Below are 24,776 nucleotides of genomic sequence, written 5' to 3' on the forward strand. Positions count from 1 at the left end.
TTGCAACTCGGTTCTTTGCGGGCGTAATGTGCTTCATGCCTCGCAGGAACACAGCCTCGCCAGCCATCTCTTCTGAGCAACATTCCCGTGTTCCGTATCGGGCCAGACGGGGAAGCGCTCTTTCCTGCACTCTCAAATCCAGGAGATTGCAGCCGCAGACTGCGAGCGCATCATGGCGGTACGCAACAGTGGTCGTCGCAGCCGCCGTTATACTGTCGGGACTTTCCGTTTATTTCATGCAGGCACATCTAACAGTCCGCCCGAATGCTTCATCTGGACTGTTGAGCGAAGCACAGCTCGCTCAGGGCCCATATGTCTCATCAGGACCAACTGAGCTGGCGATGCTGAAAGGTTCCACCCTCGTCGGCTCAGTTCCAGGCTCAATGCCGATGTACATGACGGTAAGCTTCAAAATTCGCAACGCGCAACAGCTTGCGACTTTAATCAACGAGCAGCAAACGCCCGGATCTCCGTTATATCATCACTTTCTCACACTCAAGCAGTTCCAGCAGTCATTCGGTCCAACGCCACAAGTGTATGATGAAACGCTGTCCTATTTCACTGCCGCGGGTTTCACACAGGTTGCTACAGGCACTACAATGACCCTCGCGTTCAGAGCCAACGCCGGCACTGTGGGCAATGCGCTGAAAACACAGATAGGCTTTTTCAGGCTGAGCAACGGTTCGATGGTTTACTCAAACATACGTCAGTTGTCCCTGCCTGCGCCAATCTCTTCCTCGATTTCCTCCATAAACGGCCTCACCAGCATTGTCAAGATACATACAGGACTGGTTCATGCCCCGTTCTTCTCCTACGGCGGCGGCAGTGTAACATCATCTGCGTCATTCTCCTCCGGAACATCCATATTCTCAAACATGAGCAGGGCGGTCAACTTCACGAAACCCGGTTTTCTTTACACGGGCGCATCATTCCCGTACGGCCAGTGGCAGTTCCTGAACCCGTCAGTACTTGGCGAGGCTTATAACGCGACGCCTTTGTACACGCTCGGTGACAGAGGACAGGGAACAACGATTGCTGTGGTGATGGCTGGCGGGTACAATCCGTCCGATCTTTCGGCTTATTCAAAAATGGTGTTCAACACCTCCAACCAGATACTCAATCGCCTTACACCATACCCTGTTAACGGCGGTGCAGTAAATGCAACGCTTCCCGGCACACGTCTTCAGACAGGAGGCGACGCGTTTGAATTTACACTGGATATTGAGTATTCGGCAACGATGGCCCCCGCTGCGCACATCGACGCCGTGTATGGTCCGAGTCTCAGCACTGCATCGCTTGTCAGCGCGTATGCGAAGCTCACTACCATAAGCCCGCTGCCAAATGTCATAACAAACAGCTGGGGCGGCTCAGAGGATACATGGTGGAATCTCTACGGCCCATCCTGGCAGAGCGCCAATGCACTCGAGAATTATTTCATGGAACTCACAAGCATGGGATCAACGATACTCGCTTCATCCGGCGATCAGGGCGGATACGATTCCTTTTCAGGACTGCTGTCCACATCGATTCCAGCCTCCTCTCCATACGTTGTTGCCGTCGGCGGCGTCCGGACAACCTTGTCCAACGCGAGCGGTGTCTCCTTCCCCTCTCCACCCCAATTTCTGGTAAACGCGACTGTCGCTCCGTTCGGTTTCAGCGAAGCATCCTCTTATCCAACATGGTTTCCCAACTACACACTTAATGCCAGCACTGCCGGCAATGTCACAGCGAACTCTTACTGGTACTCGCCGGGTCTTACCGGTTCTTCACCAGATTTTGCCTCAGGTGGAATTGGCCTGAGCTACTGGTTTGAACAGCCGTGGTGGCAGCACGGAAAGGCGGTGCCATACACCGGTCGCAGGATGGTGCCGGACATATCTGCGGAAGCCGATTTCAACCAGACCGTCTATTTTGACGGTGCATGGAATTTCTTCTGGGGGGGCACTAGTTTTGCATGCCCCACAATCGCCGGCGAATTCGCGCTGCTTGATGCGTATCTCAATTCCACCGCCGGCAACTCCACGAACCGTTCCAGTTATTATCTCGGCCTCGCACAGCCATTGCTGTACAATCTTGGTAATGATCCGCACCTCACTCTACGACCATACACCCAGATTGGTTCAGGAAGCAATCCGTGGGATATCCAGGCAAGCGCCGGCGGGCTGGGATGGCCCGGCGGCCAGAACTGGCCAGTGGCATACACCGCACCGCTGCCAGGCTGGAACCTGCTGGCAGGATGGGGTGTCCCCGATGTGGCAAACATGGTATTCGATGCATCGACGCTGCTTTCTTCCAGCCGGCTCTATGTCAAATTCAACGGCACAACGCCAACGACGCTTCCAGGCGACAGGAACTACGTTTTCAAGCTGGTGAATTTCACCGGCGCTCCGGTTTCAGGCGCCACCGTCAACATGACATTCACATCATCTGCGGGTGTGACAAACTACAGTGAAAACAAAACAAACGCAACGGGAACTTTCTCGTTTTCTGCCTCCGGACTGCACGGAGATCTTTCTCTTTACAGCGTCCTGCCGGCATCTTCAGTTTCCGGCTTCCAGTCAATCTGGATTTCTGAGCAGAATCTTTCGTCCGGGTCCATCTCCGTTACTGTGCTTGGAGTCGGCCGTTCAGTTATGGGCGGATTTGATTTCTTCAACGGTTTCCTGAGTCCGAACTATCCGGCACTGGGGAGTCTAATGCCCAATACGGTCAAAGTGTTTGTGACCTACAGAGCCACGCCCACTTCCGTTCCTGTTCCGGTGTATAACGCTATGGTCATCGCTGTAACGCCTCATGAGCCGCACTTCTCCTCGCCGCCGGCTTACTCAAATCCATATTACCAGGCTCTTGCATCCCTCAATTACACACCCATGAGATCGCTCAGCTTCACCAATCTTTCAGGCATAGCGTATGTGGAGACATGGAACGTTCCACAGCCTGAGAATTACACCATACATGCATCATACCGTGGACTCGCCAATGTCACGAATCTCACAGTCACGCCACGTCTGAACATACAGTCACTCAATGCCTTCTCCTCCACCGAAGGCAGTCTGTTTGGCCGTACGGCGGGCTACACCGGCAATGGCGCCAATAACACTATAATTGCACCATCGGTCGCCGGAGTAGGCGATCAGTACACCATGTACGTCCGTGTTACATACTGGAACGGCGTTCCGGCCGCGTTCGTGCCTGTGGACATTGCATCACCGAATCTTCAGTCGCCGCCGTTCTCTCCCATTCCTGTTCATGGAACAGAGACAATCACCAACGCTTCCGGCATTGCTGCGCTCACAATAAACTACAGTGTATCAAGTGCATCCCAGGCGTCGCAGGGAACACTCCTGATACAGGCGTTCAACGACAGTTATCCATCGGAATCTATACTCACACCCTCCACGAATCTTCCCGTGCTCACTAACGACAGCACTTCTGTAGTGCTGTTCCTTGGTCAGGCATTCGGCACCGCCTACACAACAATCCAGCTGAGTTCAGGATCCGTTCTGTATACGCCGTTCATCGGAACGAGCGGCGCCTATGGCAATTTCTTCGTTGAACTGCCGGTTTTTTCGCCTTTCAGTGTATATAACAACATTACTGCGCTGTCATACTCAGTCGACGGTGGAGCGCATGTCAGCGTTCCTCTCCCCTCCACCGGACAGAACAGTTTCATGTGGTCATTCCCCCTGTCGGGTCTCTCCATTGGACCGCATCTTCTCGCCGTCATCTTTAACGACTCGTACGGTTTTTCATATAATGTCGATTATGCGTTTTATGTAATCGGCAACGGCACCAATCCCGGCCCGACAGTGTCCTTCTCTTCTCCTGCCTCTGGTTCTTACGTATCAGGGCAGACAACGATTGATTTTACTATAACCCAGTCACAATATCTCCTTTCCGAAACGCTGAGGATCAATCAACTGTCGTACAATGTCCGTGGTCTGACGTCGTTTACATTCAATGCTTCCTCGTTTGGTTACGGAGCAATGACCGTCTCGCTTACCGCCGTGAATTATAACGGCGTCTCTGCATCGTCCGCTCTCCTGCTCTATTCAGCCCCTCAGTTCAGACCAGATGCTGCGATAACCTCCCCCTACAATGGCAAAGTCTTCAATTCAACAAACAGTGTCACAGTCGGCTTATATTATTCCGGCGATTACATATCGTCTGCTATTCTCCATGTAGCCGGCCAGGCCACGAACACATCTTACAATGTCACAGGAATGTCATCGTACACTCTCAGCAGGCTGACAAAAGGGACATACCATCTCACATACGTCGTAGCGAGTACGGACGGAACTTCGACCATATCCACGTGCAGCTTCACCGTACTTTCCACGCCCGCGGAGACTGCAGGCGCTGCACTTGTGAGCATCTCACCGCTGGCCGGCGTTATCATGATCGTGTTGTTTGTTGCAGGCATGCTCATCGGCTTGTTCCTCGATCGCATGAGAAGGAAACCTCCTGTATGAGTTCGATAATTTGGTGCGGCGTTTTTCCGGCTCAGCGACAGCCCTGGCTGATGCGGCCGGTCGTGCTTGTATGCAGAATGTAGGCAGTTTTCCGATACCGCAAATTTTTACAGAGAGTAGTGTTTAACTTGTAATGGAGATGTTCTGTCTGGAATGCAACGGTTGCCTGTTTCCCGACGATTTGCTGTATGCCGATGATGCAGAACTCTGGTTCAGGCAGGATGGTGAAAACTATGTTGTCGGCATGACTTCCGCGGTGCTCTGGACCGCGGGAAAGAATGCCAGACTGTCGCTCAAGAACAAGGGCAGTTTCGTGGAACTTGGAAAAAGTCTTGCGACGATCGAGAGTGTGAAATATTTCGGCTCTCTCCGGGCCCCGTTCGACTGCAGAATTGTCAGCGTCAATACCTCTCTTTCGCCTGGAGCTCTGACACCGTCATCTATATACGACATTGGCTGGCTCGTCGTCGTTAGCCCTTCCGTACCAGGTGACGCTCTGCTCCGTCTCGTGAAAGGGGCTGATGCCCATGCGCGGTTCGAGGCAAAGATATCATCCCTGCACCTGAACTGCTTCGCGGCGCTTCCGGATGCAGACATGGTGGAAATAGGCACCGAATGCAACGCAGTACTGACCCGCCTCAACGGCGAGTTTTCAGGAAAGGGTGCAGGCTATGTGATACACCTCGTGACCGATGACGTGACTTCCCCAATTGAAATGATACGCTGGTCCGACGAGACGGGGAACAAAATAATAGAAAGGAAAAAAATTGATAATCTGTTTCACTTTGTTCTCGTGAAGTCCTGAATCGGATTCATTTTTCTATCGGTATGCCCACCGAGTTTCCCCATTCGGACCATGAGCCGTCGTAATTCCAGACATTTCCGTAACCCAGAAGGTAGCGGAGCACGAACCAAGTGTGCGAAGATCTCTCCCCAATCCTGCAGTATGTTATGATATTCTTGTTGCTGGTGATGCCTTTGGACTCGTACAGTTTCTTGAGTTCATCAGCGCTCTTGAATGTCCCGTCCTCGTTAACTGCCTGCGACCAGGGAATGTTCGCAGCCCCGGGAATGTGTCCGCCTCTCTGGGCGCCCTCGTTGGGGTATTCAGGCGGAGCAAGTATCTGGCCAGTGTATTCTGCAGGACTCCTCACGTCAACAAGCGCCCAGTTCTGCTGCCCTGTCGCTTTTCTCACATCACCGACAAAGGCTCTGATTTTCGGATCAGGATCGTGAGCGCTAAACGACGTTCGCGGATACGACGGCACGTCCTTCGTGACAGGCCTGTCTTCCGCGAGCCACTTCTTTCTTCCTCCGTTCATCAGTTTTACGTGCTCGACGCCGTAGTATTTGAAGTCCCAGAACGCGTAGGCCGCAAACCAGTTGTTGTAATCGCCGTACAGCACAATTGTCGTGCTTCCGTCTATTCCAGCGCTGGCGAAAAGCTCCTCAAGCTGTTTCCTGGTCAGTATGTCCCTCGTCAGCTGATTGTTAAGGTCCTTTCTCCAGTCGAAGAGCACGCTTCCTGGTATGTGCCCCTGATTGTAGTTCGGTGCAGGATCGTAATCAACTTCTACGATTCTCACACCTGCGTTATTGAGATGCTTCTCTACCCATTCCGTGCTTACCAGCACATCCTTGTTTGCATACTCCATGTTAATTCCTTCCGGTTTGTATAACGGCGTAATATTTTAAGATTGTTTAACTGGTGGAATTACAGCCTGCGCCGATCACGAAGCGCCCGCACACGGCTGTACTCTCCCCGACTGGAGAAAGGCATAATTATCAGCAGAGGATAGATGGGGACAGGTGTAAAAGTTGGCAGACGACAAGCACGTAATGCACTGTTCCTACTGTGAACTGAGGATCGGATTCAATCCGGAAGCGGAAAATGTAAATGTCCCTCTGTTCTGTGATGATGACTGTTACGCACACTTTAAGGAAAAATATCCGGACAAGGTAAAACAGGGCTGGCCCTGAACAGGCTGCACGCCTGCATGCGCCCGGATTTGAGCCGTGCTGCCCGTTGCAAGGTGATGGAGTACTCTTTTATCCGGGCTGTCCTTTTTGACTACGGGTGGCAGGATGAACTTTGACCTCAATGAAGAACAGATTCTGATTCAGTCGACAGTGAGAAATTTCGCTGAAAACGAAGTGCTTCCCATTGCCTCTGCGATTGAGGAAGAAATGCGTTTCCCGGTCGAGCTGATTCCCAGGATGGCCTCCCTGGGCCTGATGGGGATGCAGGTTCCCGAAGAGTTTGGCGGCAGCAACCTCGATACTGTAAGCTATTCTCTCGCCGTGGAGGAGCTTGCACGAGTAAGCGCATCAGTAGCGATCATAGTGTCGGTTCACAATTCGCTCGTGATTTATCCGTTTTTCAGGTACGGTACAGACGCCCAGAGGAAGAAGTATGTTTCTGCCCTTGCGTCGGGGAAAAAGCTCGGTGCATACTGCATAACGGAAGCAAGCGCCGGTTCGGACGTTTCAAACGAGAGAACGACAGCGACGAAAAGGGGAAACAGCTATCTGCTGAATGGAGAAAAACTGTTCATTACAAACGGTGAAAAAGCAGACATATTCTTTGTCATGGCCAGGACTGGGGAGACAGGCAGGACGAAGAACCTCAGCGTGTTCATTGTCGACAGGGATACGACCGGACTGGCTGTATCTCCCCCTGAAAAGAAGATGGGTCTCAACGCTTCCGGAACGGTTTCAATCACGTTCGAGAATGCTGAAATACCTGCTGAAAATCTGCTCGGCGAAGAGGGAATGGGAATGAAGATTGCACTGTCGACGCTCGATGCGGGAAGAATCGGCGTTGCTGCCCAGAGCATCGGCATTGCTCAGGGCGCGCTGGAGGCCGCAGTGAGCTATTCAAAGCAGAGGGAACAGTTCGGAAAGAAGATATCTGAATTCCAGGCGATTCAGTGGATGATAGCCGATATGGCCACATGGGTGGAAGCGGGAAGACTGTTGCTTCACAAAGCCGCCTTCCTCAAGGATCAGGGAAAGGATTATTCTCTGCAGGCTTCAATGGCAAAACTCTATGCGTCTGAAGCTGCCAACAGAGTAGCGGACATGGCCGTTCAGATACACGGCGGCATCGGTTATATACGCGGTACTCCGGTCGAGCGGTTCTACAGGGATGCGAGAGTGACTGAAATCTACGAAGGGACAAGCGAAATACAGCGCATGGTCATATCACGGAAGATGCTCCGCTGACATCGGCGCTAACTGGTCTGCCCGTCTTTACGACATACTGCTTTCTGCTGTGCTTATCGCTCTGTCCAGTATTTCGACGGCAACGTCTATCTGCTCTCTGCTTACGTTGAGGGACGGAATCAGCCTTATGCCCGATTTTCCGCATCCCAGCAGTATGAGGCCCATCCTGCTCGCCTCCGTCACAATCTTCTCGCGCTCATCCTGTGCAAAGGCCTTCGTCTTTCTGTCCTTCACCAGTTCAATCGCCAGCATTAGCCCAAGGCCTCTGACATCGCCGATGAGTCTGTGTTTTTCCTGTAGTTCCACCAGTCTCTTCTTGAAATATTCACCCATTTTTCCTGCATGCTCGACGAGCCGCTCTTCCCTGATTATTTCCAGTGTTGCGAGTGATGCTGCGCAGCCCACCAGATTGCCACCGAACGTGTTTGAATGAGCACCCTCCACTCCAAAGTCAAGGTCGCTCCTGAAAACGGTAGCCGCGATTGGTATGCCTGAGCCCAGTGACTTCGATGTCGTCATGATGTCCGGCTCAATGCCCCAGTGCTCTATGCCCCACATTCTTCCTGTTCTTCCAAGCCCCGCCTGTACTTCGTCGTCTGCGAACAGTATGCCGTGCTTTTTGATTATTTTGTGTATTGTGGGATAGAATTCCCTGGGAGGGACTACGTAGCCGCCTTCGCCCTGTACCGGCTCGCCGAACAGAACCGCCACCTCGTCCGGTGGAACAAACGTGCTGAAATATGTTTCCTCGAGCGTCTTGGCGCACCAGAGATCGCACGATGGATATTCGAGATGATACGGGCATCTGTAACAGTTGGCAAACGGTATGTGCGTGACGCCATCAAGCGTCGGAAAGAAACGCTCTTTCTGCACGGGCTTGCTAGCTGTCAGCGAGAGTGATCCCATAGTTCTGCCGTGAAAGGCTCCGATGAATGCAATCATCCTCCTTCTGTCGGTTGACCACCTTGCGACTTTAATCGCTGCCTCTATGGACTCTGTGCCGCTATTGCTGAAAAACACCTTCTTAGGCATAGAACCCGGTGCAATCTCTGCAAGTTTCTGGGCCAGGGAAGCCTGGATGTCGTAATAAAAGTCAGTGCCGGCGAAATGCATCAGTTCCTGCGACTGTCTGGTGACGGCTTCGACAACCTTCGGATGGCAATGACCAACGTTCAGGACGCTTATTCCGCTGGAGAAATCCAGCAGTTTGTTGCCGTCAACGTCTTCGACAACGAGGCCCTTTGCCCGCCGTGCTACGATGGGGAGAGTCTTGGTCGTAGTCGCAATATATGTGCTGTCTTTGGCAATAATCTCCTTTGCCGCAGGGCCCGGAGGAGTCACCCTGATATCAGGTACTTCCGACATTTGGTTTCACCTGTTTCTGTGTCAATTAGCATCAGGGGTATTTTAACACATGAGTAATGCATCATTCTCCGGCACCCGGCGCGGGATAGTCTAATTGGGATAAAAATGCGCACAAAACGCATTATATCGTGCTTGAAGCTTCGAGACTTCACCAACCTGTTCATACTGTTCTTCAATAAATAAAAATATTCGAATATCGTAATTCACCGCGATATACCGCGTGATATTGGCTGCTATTCTGTATCACAGTCTCCGGACTCTTCCAGAGTTGGCGGACAGCCGAAATACTTATAAAAGGAGGCTGTAATCGGTTCATTCCACTCCGGGAGAATCTTTATGAATACTCCAGTTTACACCAGATTTGAGAGGGCGAGGATCATCGGCGCAAGGGCTCTACAGATATCCATGGGTGCGCCGATACTTGTCGAGGTCCCGAAAACGATGATTGATCCAGTAGACATTTCAATGCTCGAGTTCAGCAAAGACTTAATACCGATGACTGTTAGAAGGAAAAAGCAGAATACATAGGCAGTGCAATTATGATTGGAGAACAGACGCAGGCAACAGAACTTCTGATACCGGAAGACACGTACCTTACATCCGGTGTGCACATTGGTACACAGCAGAAAAGCGCCGACATGAAATCGTTCATATTCAAGGTCAGGAGCGACGGCCTCTACGTCCTGGATGTAAAACAGACTGATGCAAGGATAAGAATTGCTGCCGGATTCCTGTCACGATTCGAACCTTCAAGCGTACTTGTTGTTTCTGCGAGACAGTACGGCCAGAAACCTTCAAAGATGTTTGCCGACAAAATTGGTGCAAAGACATTTCCAGGCAGGTTTGTTCCAGGCACCATGACGAATCCCAATCTTCCTGAATTCACCGAGCCAGACGTTTTGTTTGTCACCGACCCTGCAGCAGATCAGCAGGCGCTGCACGAAGCGCTAAATATAAACATCCCGATCATGGGTCTTTGCGACGCAAACAATGAGACAAGAAATGTGGATATGGTTATACCAACAAACAACAAGGGAAGAAGGGCGCTTGCATGCATATACTGGCTTCTCACCCGCGAGGTTCTCAAGGCGCGTGGCGTTATAAAGACGGATGAGGAATTCACGACAACAATCGACGACTATGAAGCTACAATTTGATGTCGGGCTGGTTTTTCCGCTCCTTCATACTGTATTGATTTAAAGTTGAAGCGAAACAATTAATTCCGGATCACGTCATCTGTTTCTCTATGAGGCAACCCGCGGTAGCCGGCTCATTTTATGATGAAGATCCGGGCATCCTTCGCGCGAGCATAGCGCGATGCTTTCTCTCCGTGCGAGGACCGGGAGAGTTGCCTTCCCAATCCAATAAAGGCAGTTCCAGAAGGATCAGGGGCATAGTGGTTCCGCATGCCGGCTATGTCTACTCCGGAGACATTGCGGCTCACGCTTATCTCAGCCTCTGGAAGGACGGACTCCCGGACATCGTCGTGATCATCGGTCCCAATCACTATGGCACATTCCCTGCTGTTGCCCTCTCCGGCGAGGACTATGTGACACCGCTGGGCGTCGCAAAGATTGATTTGGCGCTGTCGGAAAAACTGGCAGGCGGTCAGGTTATGTTCAGCGATATGTCCCAGTCGTCGGAGCATTCCATAGAGGTTCAGCTGCCATTTCTTCAGTTCATGAGGAAGGACGTAAGTTTCATCCCTGTGTGCATGGGACGTCAGGATACGGAACGTGCCGTGATGCTGGGAAAAAGGCTCTCAACCGCCCTTGAGGGACGGGACGCTGTAATCGTCGCGTCATCGGATTTCTCACACTATGTGAGGCAGGAAGTCGCGAAAGAGAAGGATGCTCTTGCTATTGACAGAATCGTAAAACTCGATTTCGCCGGTCTTTATGAAACCATAAGGTCTGAGGATATAACGATGTGCGGATACGGGCCGGTGATGACGATGCTCTATGCATGCAAAGGCACCAGGGGGACAGTTCTTGCCTACGGACACTCCGGCGAAGTTCAGCAGATGAATGATGTTGTCGGCTACTGCGCAATAAAAATAGAGTGAGTCCGCTGTCCCTGCAGGGACTCACCGTACGCTGAATTATTTTTTCTCTTCTTCCTTTACATTGCCCTCGGGCGGCTGCTGCTCCTTCTGGTCAGTCTTCTTTTCTCCGCCTTTCATGTGCAGTCTGTGGCCCGTGTACGCCATAAGCGCTATTCCTACGGCTATGAGTGTTATCAGTCCCCATAGCACAGAGCCAAGGCTCACACCGCCCACGACGTTGTAATTCCATACAGGCTCTGAGTTGGATACCGCGAAATTCTGAATGGCGCTGCTTATGCCACCGCTGCCATCCACAGCAAAAGCGCTCATGATGTAATTGCCATTGCCCAGGTTCGACGGCAAGGTGTATTGGAGAGAGCCGCTGGTGGAGGTGACTGTGAAGGAGACTACGGAAGACGCTATTCCCAAAACCTGAATCTGTATTGTGTAAACAGGAGATGAGGAGGACATCTGGTAAGTGGAGATGCGGTAGTATACTGTTATGTGCTGTCCCGATGCGTATGTTCCTGTCACGTAGCTGGAACTGGAGATGGTAAATGAAACCTGGAAACCAGTCAGCAGCTGCACCGAACTGTATGCGCTCACGGTCCTTCCCGATGTGCTGTTTGCGGCTATAACCTCGAATGTGTAGCTGAATGAAGGAGTCTTGGGCACAGTGAAAACAAAGGATGTCTTCAGCGTGCTTCCGCTCATTACGATGTTTCCCGCCGCGTCGGTTATTGTGTAGTAGTAGGTTGGTGAGGAGAAGCCCTGTCCAATCACATGGTATGAAACCTGCACATTCTGCGAAGGTTCATAGTTCTGGACACTGGTGCCGAGTACAAGCATTGCCTCCATCACCTGTACAGACAATGTGGTAGAAGCCTGGTTTCCCGCCGCGTCAGCCGCGATGACACTGAGGCTCATTGTGCCCCACTGTCCCTGCGGTAGCTGGAAGACGATAGTTCCTGTCGAACTGGTTCCTGCTGTTATCGCACCGCCGTTTATCGCCGCTGAATACGAGGCTGTTGCGCCGGTGACTGCACTACCGTTTGTCACTAGCTGCCAGGCCGCGCTGAACTGGCCGCCGCTGACATATACGACCTGAGACGGAACAACAACAAGCGTGTACTGGGGTGTCTGCTTTATCAGGTCAAACGATGTTGTGGATATGCTGTTCCAGCCGAACGCTCCCGTGCTCGCGTTGATGCTGTAGGTTCCAAGCGATGCATTGGAGGGGAAGACAATAACGAATGAAGTCTGTCCCTGTCCGTCTGTTGAAAGCCCCTTCTGGCTGTAGGCTGAAAGCTGCTTGCCAGAGAACGATATGTTCGCGTAGACAGTCGCACCGGAGACAGGAGAGGACTGGAATCCTCTGAAACCGTTGACATATGCATAGACGGTTACAAGCACAGGCTCGCCCGGAGTGTACGATATGGAGGATGTCCCCACGCCGCTGACGAGCTTGTTTACACCGACATCTACCGTTGTCTGCGAGCTGTGACCGTACTGGTCAGTGGCCCTCAGTGTGATGCTGACAACAGACCTGAAATTCGCGGATGCAGGTATCTGCACATTCAGAACACCTCCGGAAACAACGCCGCTCTCGGACTGCTTGCCTCCGCTGTTGGTGTAGTTCAGAGTGTATGTGACACTCGCCGAGCCTACAGGCGCGTCATTCGACGTGTTCGTAACTGTATAGTATATCGACGCAGGCTCACCCGGCAGGTATGTTTGCTCATTAGCCTGTGCCTGTATCGTTATTGCCTGGAAGGAGATTACAGTTGAATAGAACTGATACCCGTTGGATGCTTCGGAAACGTTGAATATGTACTGGCCGTCAGGAACGCTGTAGTTGACATAGTACGACGCGTTCCAGTTGCCTGCGTTGACAGCACTGTTTGTCAGATTGAAGTAGACGATACCTGTCTGCATGCTGACAATTGAGGCATTGACATTGCCGTCGTACGGTGAGAACTGCCCGCCGAACTTGAGCAAAAGTCCCTGGCCGTATACGTTGTTGCTTGAAGCGGGTGATATTGTCACCTGGCTGTTTATAATGAAATACACGCCGTTACCTGTCTGCGGATTTCTTGTCGAAGAACCGGCCGGTGTGCCTGCAAAATATGCAGTCAGATTATACTGGCCCGGGCCTATGAACACGCTTGATGCGGGGAAGTGTACGAGACTGATGCCGAAATCATCGGGTGAATAATATCCCACAAACTGGGTGTAACCACTTGAGTAATTCGACGGGATGGTCAGGAAGTACGTCTGAAGACCAGCACTTGTGTTACCGCTCATGGGATTGCCGAACTGGTCCACTGTTTTCGTATATGCATAGACATCATTCGAACTGAGAACATACTTGTTCACTGTGTTGTAGCTAGGAAGCGTCATGGTTATGGACGTTGAGTACACTGGATAGAATATTGCAAGGCTGGTGTTCGCGATCTGAGTGCCTGCGACCGATGCTTCCAGCAGGTAGTTGCCAATTGGCACTCCAGTCAGATCAAAGAATTGAAAATTGGCGGAAACCCATGACTGATATGTCCCCGAGGAAGATGTGATAAAATTCTGAGTACTGATAGTCTGCCCGCCAGTCTTGTTCACGAGCGACATCGTCACCAGCGTGTTTGCAGGTGCGCTGTAAACTCCGTAAAACAGAGCTCCATCAACGGTAAATCGCGATTGTACAGTTCCGTAAGCGTTATTTGCCGTCATCGATGCTGTTGCTGCCGATGCATTTCCCGTTGGAAACACGATCAGCAGACCGGAGACAACAATAAGCGCCGCTATCATACATGCTGTTAATTTATTCATATTGGCACCATGAGTATTTTCTCAATCTCCTATCGCTAGTTTTGGATTTTAATTACCTTTCTAGACAAAAATCGAACGTGGATTCTCAGAAACGCCCGAATAAAGCATTATCGGTACACGCATGCGAGCCGAAATGACGGAGTACGATGACACGTCCACCTGACGCTTCTGTTCCAGGCTGATCGGGGCGGAGGAGGTTATCGCGCTCAGAATGGCAGAAGATATGACTCTTTGACAGTGTTAAGGACGACCTGTGTCAACGTCCTCTCTATGTACTCCATCGTTGCCACTTTCTTGATGAATGCATTCAGATCATGCCTGCTTGCAAATCTTGCGATTATTATGGAATCCCATTCTCCAGTCACATCATACACTGCCGAAATGTGCCTGTCAGCGGCAATCTTTCTCTGAACATCCATCAGTTTCCCCTTTGAAATCTGGATGCCGATGATGGCTGTCATGTCAAATCCGGTTTTCGATGGATCAACAATTGTGGAGTATCCTGTTATGACTCCCTCCCCCTCCATCTTCTTCACTCTTGATGAAACAGTATTGAGAGACATGCCAAGCTCTCTTGCTATGTCCCTGTAGCTCTTCCTTGCATTCTCCTGCAAAACGCGCAGTATTGACAGATCCGTTCTGTCAAGCTCGAACGCCGACATTTCTGGCACCCTGAGATCCTAAATGCACCGCTGCACTTCAAACCTGCTGCCGTTCTGCAGGCAACCCGCCTCACATCTGCAGCCAGGAGTCGACAAAGCTGTCGACAACATTGTCAAGAAAGGTCGACCTGTAAGTGATGATTATTCTTACAACTTCATCCACGTCGGCGATTTCATATGTCGTCCCGCTGCCTGATCTGTTCTCCCTGACTATGCCGGACATGAGAAGCTTCTTCATATGGAATGAGAGCGCACTTTTTGTAAATTCAAACTGAGAAAGTATGCCGTCGAACGTGCTGTTTCCGTTCTGTATCAGATATATTGCTATTCTCCTCGGCGTCTTGAGCTTCAGGACTGAGAGCATTTCCCTGTCGACTTTGCCGACTTCGTGTGAAACATAATACCTCTTTCTGAAGCCGTCATCTACGGATGTCAGAAGCTTCATGTCTTCAAGTATGCCAAGATGGTATTGTATGAGCCCGAATTGCATGGCCAGCTCTCTCTCTATCTCCCTGATATATGTGCCAGGTCTGTCGCTGATAAACTGAAAAATCCTGCGTCTTGTTTCCAGGGATAATGGATCCTTCTCCATCCGCTTCCCACGTTATTTGAATACTGCAGCATAGAAGAACAGCAGAACTGCAAGGTCAAGCACACCTGACAGTAAGAGGAAGTACGAGTACGCTGCGCCCTGTGTCAGCGCAAGATAGAGCATGAATACTTCCTTCAGGAAGTAGAAGCCAAAGGCCACTGAGAGCAATGCCGTTTTCGCACTCTTCACTCTCAGCAAGCTGATCACCGATACAATGAACAGCATCAGCGAAAAGCCTAGCACCAGAAACGTCAGAAACAGCACGATTCCATTCATCCGATCACCGTTCAGGACAGGTGAGTCATTGACTTTAAAGCTAAAGGACTGTTCTTTGTTGCATGAATCCGGGGTGAGGCATTCACGAGCCGAATCCCTTTTCTAAACAATTATATAGTGTTATTGCGAAATGAAAAGACCGCATCAGCTGTTGTGATTGGAATGAGCACAAAGAAACGAATGTTACTTCTTGCGATAGCGATTTCGTGCATGCTTGGCGCAAGCGCCGTTCACGTCCAGATGCATCCTCGTACACAGATTCCTATCCAATCTTCACCACAGACTCTTTCTGTAAACACCTCTTTCCGATTTCAGTCGATTATAAACGAGTCCTTTTACGGCACAAATTCCTCTACAACTCTTTTTTCACCGTTTACATTTTCACAGAATAATTTGTCTGTGCACGGAAAATATGTTGATTTTGTTCTTGGATATGGCGGCTACGGGCCGGAGATTTTCAATTTCCACCTGAACCAGAGTCCTATTTCGGGTTTTTCGGCACAGTTGTTCAGTTCCATGTCATTCCTTTCCGCTTCTCTCTCTTCATTAACACCCGGCGTCAGGGGACCCATATTCTATGTCTATTCCAATTCCCTTCTGCTCATCATTCATGATGATCCTCAGGGTATAATCCAGCTTTACTCAAACAATGAAACCGTATACACCACGATGTCTCTCTCAGACAATATGACATTTTCAGGCAAACTCCAGTCCGGCATGTTGATACAGAAGGGATTCAGCGCAGTGACTTATTCAAATGCGAATATGACCGGTTACATCATGACCGGCGGCTCAAACCTCAGTCTCAACTCGACTTCATTCAACCGGATTTCAGGTTATGATGAAATTCAGACCGCCTTGCCTGCATATTCATTCCTCTCCTCTTTCCAGGTGCCCAATACCGTCAGCGCTCTCAGCTCGGCACTCAGCTACCTAGCACAGGGCATGGCGAGCGGTGTTGTTTCCTACGTTGCTTCGGCAACGCTATCCGGCAGTTCATTCTCTTATGAGTCTTCTTTCTCCGTCCCCTCTATTGCCGTGACCTCCGTCAGTGCCGCAAGAAACAATATTCATGTGGCGGTTGGTGGCAGCGGTGTCAACAGTCCGGCAACAATGGTATTCCTCTTCGATGGGGCTATATACAACCTGACTGCGAGTCAGGCATATGTGTATGTCAATGGTGCAAGGATCAGCCATCAGGCAGGTCTGACATCTATACTCATGAATGGTCCGGGCAATTTAACATCTTACAATGTAACACATATCGGGAGTTACACGCTTGTTGCGATCAGTTCTCCAAGTCAGATATCGGATATCAGACTTTCAACCGCTTCCTCTCCGGGCTTCCTGTCCTCTGTTTCCGGAGCAGCCTCAGGCCTTATTCCTCTGGTCGCCGCTCTGTCTGTAATATCAATAGCCTCGGTCGCCCTCTACAGAAGAAAATCTAGAGAAGAATCCTGAATTTCACCGCTTGGAATTCGGTGTTTTCATTATCTTTATGACCCCGGATTCCAAGGCGAGAACCGCACCCGGCTTGCCGTTGGGAACTCCGGAGATTATGTTCATGTTTCTTTCAAGGAGCGCGAGTTCTCTCTTCTCCAGCGTATGTGTGTCCAGTGAGACAAGAAGAACCGAATCCCTGATTATGAGCAAATCACGGATGTGATTGAGAAAGCCCATAACAAGATCGAAGCCATTCTGATTTATGAGGTATTCTACTCCGTCAAGCATGACTATGCAGGGCGAATTGTCCTTGGTAAATGAGACGATCTTCTTCAGTATCAGGTTTGTCTGGGTTGGTTCGATACACTCCCTGCCCACAACGTGTGTCAGCCAGATGACGTTGGATCCGCTCCCGTTGTAGATGGATTTGACCCTTTCCGGATATTCCCGCGTGATAAGGAGCGTCTTGAAACCCTGTACCGAGGTTTCGGCATAAATATCGAAGAAGAATGACGGTTTCGGTTCTTCAATAATGTAAACTTCTCCGGAAACGATTCGATGCGAGTCTATTTCCAGCAGAATTCTTTTTTCGTGAGTCTGATCCATCAGACTGCAGTTGCTGGCTTTACCTTTAATACATGAAGTGCTCATTATCATGTCTGATTTTCACGCAGGAATCACCTTATTTATGCGCCGAAACAGAGTACTGGCCTGAATTTTGGTGATTCGGATTACGAATTTCGTTCGTTGACTGGGGTGTAGAAGACAATGTCCCTGAAATTGGTTCCGGTTTTGGCTCTGGTGTTGCTGCTGGTTTTTCAGATACCTGTAACCGCGGCAACAATGCCGGCGTTCAGCGTACAGTATTGCCCTCCCGCCACTACGGCCGGCCATGCACCTGTGGTTCAGAAAACAGGGAGAACAACGCAGGTGATCGCCGCTACTGAAAGTGATGTTGTTTCCGTGTCTGCGAGCAGCACGTCCGTCATACGGCTGAATTCAAGCGTTATTGTCTCCACCGCAGGCACGTACGGCACATCTATAGTGTTTGGAGCAATCAGCGGATTTCCATCCAACTACACGGTCCAGAACAATTCTGCAAGCTTGACGGACAGTTACGGGCATGTCGTTGATGCTGCCAACGGTCCGTTCAGTTCAGGCATCTCAGGCATTCTTGCCAACTTCACCGTAACACTCATGGGAAACCTGAGCGGTGGCCCGTTCACCCTTTCCATCCTTTCGGGCGGGAATGATTTCCAACTGGCCCCGGCGGGCATAGCTTCTGTTCCATCAACGCATCCCGCAATTTCAGTGTTTCCTGCAAACCAGTACATCGGCGGACATGTGACGATAATGGTTTCGGGATTTCCGGCAAATTACAACGCCGGCTACCCCGTTATGGACAACACTTCCATGAACAGATACTCCACTGGCACGGACAGAAACGGTGCCGGCTATATCGGCCTGGATCTTCCCGGTATCCCCGGCGGTAACTACTCTGTCAGGTTCAGCAATTATATGGCGATCCGGGGAAATGGAACTGTTCTGCCTTTCATGTCCATCGTGCCGTCATCTGGTCATGTCGGGCAGGATGTTCTTGCATTGCTTACAGGCTTCCGATCCCGCAGCAGCGTGTACATCACGTGGCCTGGATCGCAGCTCAATGTCAGCGGAAGGATTAATGGGTACGGAAAGGGAGTCGTTGCATTCACCGTTCCAGTGTCGCAGCATGGTTCACATTCTGTTTACGCATCTTCCCTTTCCGGTCAATACGTGTCCACGCCATTCTTAATCAATCAGACATCAATCTTTTTGTCAAACGATAAGGGCTCTCCCGGAATGCCCCTGTCCGTTATCGGAACCGGCTTTGTCCAGGGTAATGCTGTTCAATTGCTGATCAACGGCCGCGTTTACAGAACAGCTTCCGCCCCCGTGATGGCGAACGGCACCGCTGTTCTTTCCATTACGGTGCCTGCTTTAGCCGCCGGAAGATACAGTTTCAGTCTCGGGTCAGCATCCGGTCTGGTTTCAAACAGCACTTATTTCACGGTGAGACCGCTGCTGATTTCAAACATCACTAACATACGTCAGGGGGAAACGGTTCTGGTGAGAGGTTATTATTTTTCACCCGACTCCCGCGTTGATTTGTTCTGGTACTCAGGAAAGGCGTCCACATCTGTTTCCAGCGGCAGCAACGGATCCTTTTCACTGTCGATAAACGTGCCGGCCGTGCCCGGAGGGCCGGAGTTTTTTGGCGCCATTGATGCTCAGGGCAACAATGCGACGCCAGTCATGCTCTTCATGGCACCGTCGATTTCGTCAGATGTGCCAAGCGGCTTCGCAGGGCAGGGAATAGTAATCACCGGAAACGGTTTCCACTCCGGAAGGAATCTGGCATTTCTCTGGGATGGCAACAATACGGGCCGCACCGCCGTGACAAACGGTTCAGGCTCATTCAGCACAGTTTTCGTTGTACCTTCTGCTGTTCCAGGCTCATATATTTTATCGGTTAACAACTCGAGCGCCGGTCAGATAATCTTCACCGTCGTTCAGAAGCTTCCCTGGACGGATTATCTTCCCGCGATCATTCTTCCTCTCGTGACAGGTGTCGTGGCATCGATATATCTACGGCGCAGGATACGCAACCGTTAAATCGAATTCCCCTGCTCAGCCTGGGGGATTTTCTTCAGCCCGGTATCATTCGATCCCACTTTCTCCATCGAAAGACGTTCGGCAAGCAGAACTGCTTTGAGAAGCAGGCTTGAATTCTCTCTCAACTGCTGCTCCAGTTCGTACAGCGCATGCTGCTTTCCTTCAGGTTCTGCGAGTTCTCTGAGCCTGAGGTCGATTGCTTTCATGAGTTCTGCTTCACGATCGCGCATGCCCTCGTCCACCGCTTTTATCTCCTCCTTGATGATCTCTCGCGCGTCCTCAAGCTCAGTCAGGCGGCTGAGTCTGCTTTCCTGTGCGGTGTTGGCCTCGGACTTCACACTCACGATCGCATTTTCAATCCTGGAGAGATAGCCGTCAAGCCTGTCCTCCAGTTGCTGTCTCCTGACCGACTCCTCCTTCAGCCGTTCTTCAATTTCGGCGCTCAGCACCGTTCCTGTTTCCTCGGCGCTGTTGTCGCTGTACACAGTTTCAGATCCGCGTTCAATGAGTGCCAGATGCTGTGCATCAAGCGTTCTCGGGTCCACTGAAACAACGACAGTAGTTCCGGTTGTTATTATCATGTCTTCAATCTTGTTGATGAACCTGAGTACAGCGTCGAATCCGTTGTTTGATATCAGGTATTCCAGACCGTCAATCAATACGATGCCTCTCCGGTTGGAATCAATAAATTTTGTGAGCGCGTTCTGGACGCTTCCGAGATGCGTTGGGTTGACACACCTCCTGCCGACCAGCGTAGTCAGCCAGATCACATCCTCTTCGTTTATGCGTATGAACCTCACCGACTGCACTCTCTCCGGAGGTTCGCGGCCAATGATCATGCATTTCATTCCTTCGCTGGAAAGTCTTCGTATCAGTGCATACGAGAGATGTGGCTTTTTTTCCTGTATGATGACTGCCGAGCCAGGCTGTATTCTGCCGTTACTAATCAGTGCGTCCACTTCATCGGCAATATCCGGCAACTCCCCTGTGCTGCCTGACTCTTTGAGCCTCATGGCCGGTCTCAGATGCTTGAATATGTGCTCGGGCGGATTGTTACCCCTGTAGACCGAACCCTGAATGCTCACTTCTCCAAGTATCACCGCGTTGTCTTTGAAATTTGCAGAACCGCCTACTCTTGCCGACCCGGTGATCTTCGAATTTTTTTCCATAATAAGATCGCCTTCGGCATTCACGTTTCCCTCGACAACGGCGTCGGCTCCGATCCAGACGTCTCCACTGGAGTTTATGTCGGCATTTATTATGGAGGATGCGAAAATACTGGTATTTCCTTCCCTGTCAGTAAAGACCCTGTCTGCCGTATAATCGTCTTTTGGCTTGTCTGATGCATGCTGTCCAGTTTCGGTCAGTGCAAGTATGCCAAGCGGCAGCGTTGTCTCACGTTTACGTGAAAAAACTGTTCTTCTGAATGACATGCCAGCACCTTAAATGACTATTGACTATGTTGCCAATAAACCTTCCCAAGGCTGTGCTGCGTCTGTCTGTTGCTCGAAATGAGTTTATTTATCCGACCTCTCTTCTGTGAGCAGAGGGGATATTGCGGAAATCTACAACGTGGTTGCAATCGCCATACTGCTGCCTTTCACCATATTATATGTTATTTATCGCACCGACCCAAGGTATCTGATTGCACTCGCGCTGATTCTGCTCATAGCCGCCGCAGTAGAATCCTCTGCCGGCAATTCCTCGATTTCCAACGACATTGCCATAGTCTTCTTCTATTGCCTGCTTGCCGGTGTCATATTGCTGATAATCGATGATCACAGAGAAACGCGCAGACACAGCAGCCGCGTGCTTGTTTCGCCTGTAGAAAAATACGCATATGCTCTCATCGACCGGTTAAAGAAACATTATACGTTCATAATCGGCACTCTGGTTCCGGCCGTATTTTTTTCGCTTATATCGCTCTTTATAATGAGTGCCTTTCTCGCACCCGGGTATGTTCTGGTGACGGACATGGTATTCGGTCCCCGCATATCACTTTCGGGAGTTTACGCGCTGTCACCTTCACTTGGAGGTGGAAATGCACTCGCCCTTTTTGAGTATGTGGCTTACGCAGTGATCCCCGCATGGCTTGTTGAGAAAATATTCCTTTTCCTGATTTTTTTCCTCTCCTCCTCCACGATGTACCTATTCTCTGGCCACTTCCGCCTCAACGGTCCTTCCAGATATTTTTCGTCTATATTGTATGCGGTGAATCCGTTTGTTTATGCCAGGATGCTTGCGGGTGCATGGGGTCTTCTATTTGCATATTCCCTGAGCCCGCTCGCTTTTCTGTTGTTTATCTCACTGATGGCTGCGGCCACCCGGAAAGACAAGATGCAGGGCGCAGCCCGGGCGGCTCTTGTGTTCTCACTGGTGGCAGTCTTCGACATTCATACGTTTGTGCTGATGGTCGGCATTTCGGCACTTTATTTCATTGTCCTGTGTCTGTATGAAGGAAGGGGTAATCTTGCCGCTCATCTTTACAGGACATGCACTTCCGTCCTTCTGATTGCAGCCATGCTCTGCCTTCTCAACTTCTACTGGCTCACCTCCGCAGGCACTTCGACCAGTCAAATCATGGGCACGTTCACATTCCTTGACGCAATTGCCTTCGCATCCACGCCTACGGTATTCGGTAATACGATGCTTAGCGTAGCCGCCATGTACGGTTTCTTCCGGACTGGCTATATTTACCCGGTGACACTTTTTCCCTCACTCATCTCGATCTTCTTCCTCTTCCTTTTCCTGTCCATCTTCGGCCTAATAAGCTATTACGGCACCGCGAGGACACCGGCGGCAGTCTCCCTTGCAGTCGCCGCAGTGTTTTCTATTCTGTTTGCAACCGGAATATCCTCCCCTCTCACAGCCGGACTCTACACCTTCATGTTCGACAACTTCCCTCTCTTCAACGGCTTCAGGGAGCCACAGAAATTCGTCGCTATAGTGGTCATGGCCTACAGCTTTCTGGGCGGTCTTGGACTTCTCCAGCTTCAGTCATACCTGACCGGCGTAGGCAAGAATGAAGGCAAAGTCAGTGGAATCTTCCGCGGGAACAGCCGAAAATACGTTGTGGCAGCGGTTGCCGCGATCATTGCTGTCTCACTCGTTTCACCGTTCGTCTACTCATATATGGAAATGAACTCATTTAACGGGCAGCTGACAAATGTCCAGTACCCTTCCTCCTGGTACAGGGCGGAGAGCATTATGAACAACAACACTTCCGATTATTCCACGCTGATCCTGCCCTGGCACGGATACATGTATTATAACTGGAGCGGGACCAAGTTCGCTTCGCCTTTCAACTCCTTTTTCAGACAGAATCTCATATACGGAGGACGTAACACCTATGTTGGCGGAGAGGGTTCCCAGCAGCTGTTTTCTCCGCTGATACTGTCTATTCTCGGCGAGCGGAACAATATATCGCATTTAGGCAACATACTTTCCGTGATGGATGTGAAGTATGTTTTTCTCAGCAAGAGCGCCGATTACTGGAATTATTCATTCCTGTATCACCAGAGCGACATGAGGCTGGTTGAAAACACAACAGCCTGTGCCCTTTTTCTGAATCTCCACCCTGTTTCAAGGGCTTACATCGTTCACAAAGTTCTATCTGTGCAGTCCTACAGCGAGTTGATCACACTTTCTGCACGTGTGAATCTCACTGACTATGCGTGGCTTGTGTCGGGAGGAGCAACGCCGGCTGTCGGAGGGGGCTACTTCCTTCCGCTTGTCAGCAACAAGGTTAATGATGCAAGATACAATGTACTCATGCCGGGCATCATCGGCCTGAATTCAAGCAGCTATCTGGTGTTCGTTACTCCCGGCGGTGTGCCTTCAGAATGGTCTTCGGAACCCGGACTTGTATCTTATTTTTCACAGTCTGGTATACCTGTTTCCCGCTCAATTGGAGACATGATATTCCTGGTGAGCGGAGGTCCCGGCAGCATAACATTTGATTATGTTCCATTCCAGTCTGCCTGGATTACATACGGAGTTTCAGCAGCATCCTTTGCCGTCATTGTAACACTCTTCGTTGCCCTGCCGGTTCTGGAGGAGAGATTCGATTTGCGGAGGCTGTTGCCGTTCTCCTGGCGGCGAAACTCCTGATATTGGAACGTGTGGACGTGGTACGATAACGGTCCGGAGTATCCACTGTTTCAAGACCCTGTCAATTTTCGCTTGAAAATGACTTGAAGGCTTCCGCTCAGCATCTTTGTATTGCTGTATGGCCTCATCAGCCTCCCGCTCCTGCCCGGGTCACGGGCAGACACACCGGGTTGGACCGTGACCATATGTTCATGGCTGCGTTGAAGTCACGGTCATGTGTGGCACCGCACTGGCATTGCCACACCTTCTCTGCTCCGAGTTTGCGATTCACCTTACCGCACGCGGAGCACTTCTTCGACGTCCAGGAGGGACTCACGTACTGTACTTCCACTCCCTCCCATGCAGCCTTGTATTCTATCGCCTTCTGCATGACGGAGAAGGGCCATCTGTTGATCCTGCGCCTCGTCGTATGGCCCTTCCCATTCCCTTTCCTCTGCGATTTGCGTATGTGCGTGAGTCTCTCCATGACAATCGTCTTAGACTCGTCCCTTGCTCTTTTCACAACTTCATTGGCGACAGCGTGAACACGCTGTCGTATGCGTTCACACTGACGTGAACGTTTTGACACTTTGATTATGAGTCGTCTGTCTTCGTTGTGCTTGTGTGAGAACTCAGCTCTTCTCTGTCCGTATTCGGTCTGCAGTCTTGCAATTTCAGAGAGATCGTACCGTTCACCGTCTGATGACACAAGCGACTTCTCGTTTATGTCGAATGCAACCTTCCAGACCGGTGCTGTTGCCGCAATGTTCCTTGTGAATGCGACAACTATTGCGTCAGCAGTGATTGTGACCGAACCCATACTCAGTGTTCTGTCTTCCATAAACAGTCTCTGGTATTCACCAAATTTCAGTCTTACACTTATGCGCTGTCCGTTCCTTCCCTGTCCGTATGCGATGCTCAATACACCATTATTGATTGTGTACGCAGAACTGTCGAGTTTCATCATCGGGTGCCTGGCAACAGGCACCCTGTGCCATCTTCTGTGTTTCTTTACAATGGACCATGCAATTTCCGCAACAGAGTACGGATACTGACTCGCAAGACTGTAACGGTCTATGAATTCCCTGTATATGCGGTTGCGCAGATTGAGTCTTCCGCTGATGTTCTCTGCA

Annotated in this window: 18 protein-coding genes; 9 read left to right on the forward strand and 9 right to left on the reverse strand. The window is 50.7% G+C overall.

The window, feature by feature from the left end; genetic code table 11:
- Positions 1-35 precede the first annotated feature (35 nt).
- Both KIS30_04855 and KIS30_04860 read left to right on the forward strand, forming a co-directional pair.
- The gene (locus tag KIS30_04855) at positions 36-4,472 is read left to right on the forward strand and encodes a S8 family serine peptidase (protein ID MBX8646069.1); all 4,437 of its coding nucleotides are present in this window, start codon (positions 36-38) and stop codon (positions 4,470-4,472) included.
- Between the two features lie 133 nt (positions 4,473-4,605).
- Entirely contained in the window at positions 4,606-5,277 is a 672-nt protein-coding gene (locus tag KIS30_04860; protein ID MBX8646070.1) for a hypothetical protein, read from the forward strand.
- Between the two features lie 7 nt (positions 5,278-5,284).
- Here the strand turns inward: KIS30_04860 and KIS30_04865 are convergent, their stop codons facing one another.
- Positions 5,285-6,127, reverse strand: coding sequence for a sulfurtransferase (locus tag KIS30_04865; GenBank protein ID MBX8646071.1), 843 nt, complete (start codon positions 6,125-6,127; stop codon positions 5,285-5,287).
- A gap of 430 nt (positions 6,128-6,557) precedes the next feature.
- On the opposite strand from KIS30_04865, the gene KIS30_04870 reads away from it, so the two are divergent.
- Positions 6,558-7,697: an acyl-CoA dehydrogenase family protein gene (locus KIS30_04870; GenBank protein ID MBX8646072.1), complete on the forward strand. Its 1,140-nt coding sequence runs from the start codon at positions 6,558-6,560 to the stop codon at positions 7,695-7,697.
- 27 nt (positions 7,698-7,724) lie between these two features.
- Here KIS30_04870 and KIS30_04875 read toward each other — a convergent pair whose 3' ends face one another.
- Entirely contained in the window at positions 7,725-9,062 is a 1,338-nt protein-coding gene (locus tag KIS30_04875; GenBank protein ID MBX8646073.1) for an acetyl ornithine aminotransferase family protein, read from the reverse strand.
- A 336-nt stretch (positions 9,063-9,398) separates the two neighbouring features.
- Between KIS30_04875 and KIS30_04880 the strand changes: the two genes are divergently transcribed.
- From KIS30_04880 to amrB, 3 genes are all read left to right on the forward strand, one after another.
- Complete coding sequence (locus KIS30_04880) at positions 9,399-9,590, forward strand: DNA-directed RNA polymerase subunit K (protein ID MBX8646074.1); 192 nt, start codon at positions 9,399-9,401, stop codon at positions 9,588-9,590.
- Positions 9,591-9,601: 11 nt separating this feature from the next.
- Positions 9,602-10,219 (forward strand): 30S ribosomal protein S2, encoded by a 618-nt coding sequence (gene rpsB, locus KIS30_04885; protein MBX8646075.1) that lies wholly within the window; start codon positions 9,602-9,604, stop codon positions 10,217-10,219.
- A gap of 89 nt (positions 10,220-10,308) precedes the next feature.
- Positions 10,309-11,127 (forward strand): AmmeMemoRadiSam system protein B, encoded by an 819-nt coding sequence (amrB, locus tag KIS30_04890; protein MBX8646076.1) that lies wholly within the window; start codon positions 10,309-10,311, stop codon positions 11,125-11,127.
- A gap of 36 nt (positions 11,128-11,163) precedes the next feature.
- Here amrB and KIS30_04895 read toward each other — a convergent pair whose 3' ends face one another.
- The 4 genes from KIS30_04895 to KIS30_04910 form a co-directional block, all read right to left on the reverse strand.
- On the reverse strand, positions 11,164-13,929 hold the full coding sequence (locus KIS30_04895) for a hypothetical protein (protein MBX8646077.1): 2,766 nt from the start codon (positions 13,927-13,929) through the stop codon (positions 11,164-11,166).
- A 206-nt stretch (positions 13,930-14,135) separates the two neighbouring features.
- A complete protein-coding gene (locus tag KIS30_04900; GenBank protein MBX8646078.1) occupies positions 14,136-14,591 on the reverse strand; it encodes an Lrp/AsnC family transcriptional regulator in 456 nt (151 codons plus the stop codon).
- 70 nt (positions 14,592-14,661) lie between these two features.
- The gene (locus KIS30_04905; protein ID MBX8646079.1) at positions 14,662-15,183 is read right to left on the reverse strand and encodes a hypothetical protein; all 522 of its coding nucleotides are present in this window, start codon (positions 15,181-15,183) and stop codon (positions 14,662-14,664) included.
- Positions 15,184-15,195: 12 nt separating this feature from the next.
- Positions 15,196-15,459: a hypothetical protein gene (locus tag KIS30_04910; GenBank protein MBX8646080.1), complete on the reverse strand. Its 264-nt coding sequence runs from the start codon at positions 15,457-15,459 to the stop codon at positions 15,196-15,198.
- Between the two features lie 393 nt (positions 15,460-15,852).
- Between KIS30_04910 and KIS30_04915 the strand changes: the two genes are divergently transcribed.
- Complete coding sequence (locus tag KIS30_04915) at positions 15,853-16,920, forward strand: hypothetical protein (GenBank protein MBX8646081.1); 1,068 nt, start codon at positions 15,853-15,855, stop codon at positions 16,918-16,920.
- Positions 16,921-16,923: 3 nt separating this feature from the next.
- Here KIS30_04915 and KIS30_04920 read toward each other — a convergent pair whose 3' ends face one another.
- Positions 16,924-17,508, reverse strand: coding sequence for a DUF835 domain-containing protein (locus tag KIS30_04920; GenBank protein MBX8646082.1), 585 nt, complete (start codon positions 17,506-17,508; stop codon positions 16,924-16,926).
- A 162-nt stretch (positions 17,509-17,670) separates the two neighbouring features.
- Here KIS30_04920 and KIS30_04925 point away from each other — a divergent pair, with 162 nt between their 5' ends.
- Positions 17,671-19,554, forward strand: a complete 1,884-nt coding sequence (locus KIS30_04925) for a hypothetical protein (GenBank protein ID MBX8646083.1) — start codon at positions 17,671-17,673, stop codon at positions 19,552-19,554.
- On the opposite strand, the gene KIS30_04930 is transcribed toward KIS30_04925, so the two are convergent.
- A complete protein-coding gene (locus KIS30_04930) occupies positions 19,551-20,987 on the reverse strand; it encodes a DUF835 domain-containing protein (protein MBX8646084.1) in 1,437 nt (478 codons plus the stop codon). The two genes, KIS30_04925 and KIS30_04930, sit on opposite strands and share 4 nt — an antisense overlap.
- A gap of 106 nt (positions 20,988-21,093) precedes the next feature.
- On the opposite strand from KIS30_04930, the gene KIS30_04935 reads away from it, so the two are divergent.
- Positions 21,094-23,664, forward strand: coding sequence for a hypothetical protein (locus tag KIS30_04935; protein MBX8646085.1), 2,571 nt, complete (start codon positions 21,094-21,096; stop codon positions 23,662-23,664).
- Between the two features lie 127 nt (positions 23,665-23,791).
- Here KIS30_04935 and KIS30_04940 read toward each other — a convergent pair.
- A partial coding sequence (locus KIS30_04940) for a transposase (GenBank protein ID MBX8646086.1) occupies positions 23,792-24,776 on the reverse strand: 985 nt, incomplete at its 5' end.

Source organism: Candidatus Sysuiplasma acidicola, from assembly GCA_019721035.1.
GTDB lineage: Archaea > Thermoplasmatota > Thermoplasmata > Sysuiplasmatales > Sysuiplasmataceae > Sysuiplasma > Sysuiplasma acidicola.

Bases quoted from the DNA above. Each gene is read 5' to 3' on its own strand.
- KIS30_04855 (MBX8646069.1), top strand. From the start codon at position 36: ATGCCTCGCAGGAACACAGCCTCGCCAGCCATCTCTTCTGAGCAACAT.
- KIS30_04860 (MBX8646070.1), top strand. From the start codon at position 4,606: ATGGAGATGTTCTGTCTGGAATGCAACGGTTGCCTGTTTCCCGACGAT.
- KIS30_04865 (MBX8646071.1), bottom strand. From the start codon at position 6,127: ATGGAGTATGCAAACAAGGATGTGCTGGTAAGCACGGAATGGGTAGAG.
- KIS30_04870 (MBX8646072.1), top strand. From the start codon at position 6,558: ATGAACTTTGACCTCAATGAAGAACAGATTCTGATTCAGTCGACAGTG.
- KIS30_04875 (MBX8646073.1), bottom strand. From the start codon at position 9,062: ATGTCGGAAGTACCTGATATCAGGGTGACTCCTCCGGGCCCTGCGGCA.
- KIS30_04880 (MBX8646074.1), top strand. From the start codon at position 9,399: ATGAATACTCCAGTTTACACCAGATTTGAGAGGGCGAGGATCATCGGC.
- rpsB (MBX8646075.1), top strand. From the start codon at position 9,602: ATGATTGGAGAACAGACGCAGGCAACAGAACTTCTGATACCGGAAGAC.
- amrB (MBX8646076.1), top strand. From the start codon at position 10,309: ATGAGGCAACCCGCGGTAGCCGGCTCATTTTATGATGAAGATCCGGGC.
- KIS30_04895 (MBX8646077.1), bottom strand. From the start codon at position 13,929: ATGAATAAATTAACAGCATGTATGATAGCGGCGCTTATTGTTGTCTCC.
- KIS30_04900 (MBX8646078.1), bottom strand. From the start codon at position 14,591: ATGTCGGCGTTCGAGCTTGACAGAACGGATCTGTCAATACTGCGCGTT.
- KIS30_04905 (MBX8646079.1), bottom strand. From the start codon at position 15,183: ATGGAGAAGGATCCATTATCCCTGGAAACAAGACGCAGGATTTTTCAG.
- KIS30_04910 (MBX8646080.1), bottom strand. From the start codon at position 15,459: ATGAATGGAATCGTGCTGTTTCTGACGTTTCTGGTGCTAGGCTTTTCG.
- KIS30_04920 (MBX8646082.1), bottom strand. From the start codon at position 17,508: ATGGATCAGACTCACGAAAAAAGAATTCTGCTGGAAATAGACTCGCAT.
- KIS30_04925 (MBX8646083.1), top strand. From the start codon at position 17,671: ATGTCCCTGAAATTGGTTCCGGTTTTGGCTCTGGTGTTGCTGCTGGTT.
- KIS30_04930 (MBX8646084.1), bottom strand. From the start codon at position 20,987: ATGTCATTCAGAAGAACAGTTTTTTCACGTAAACGTGAGACAACGCTG.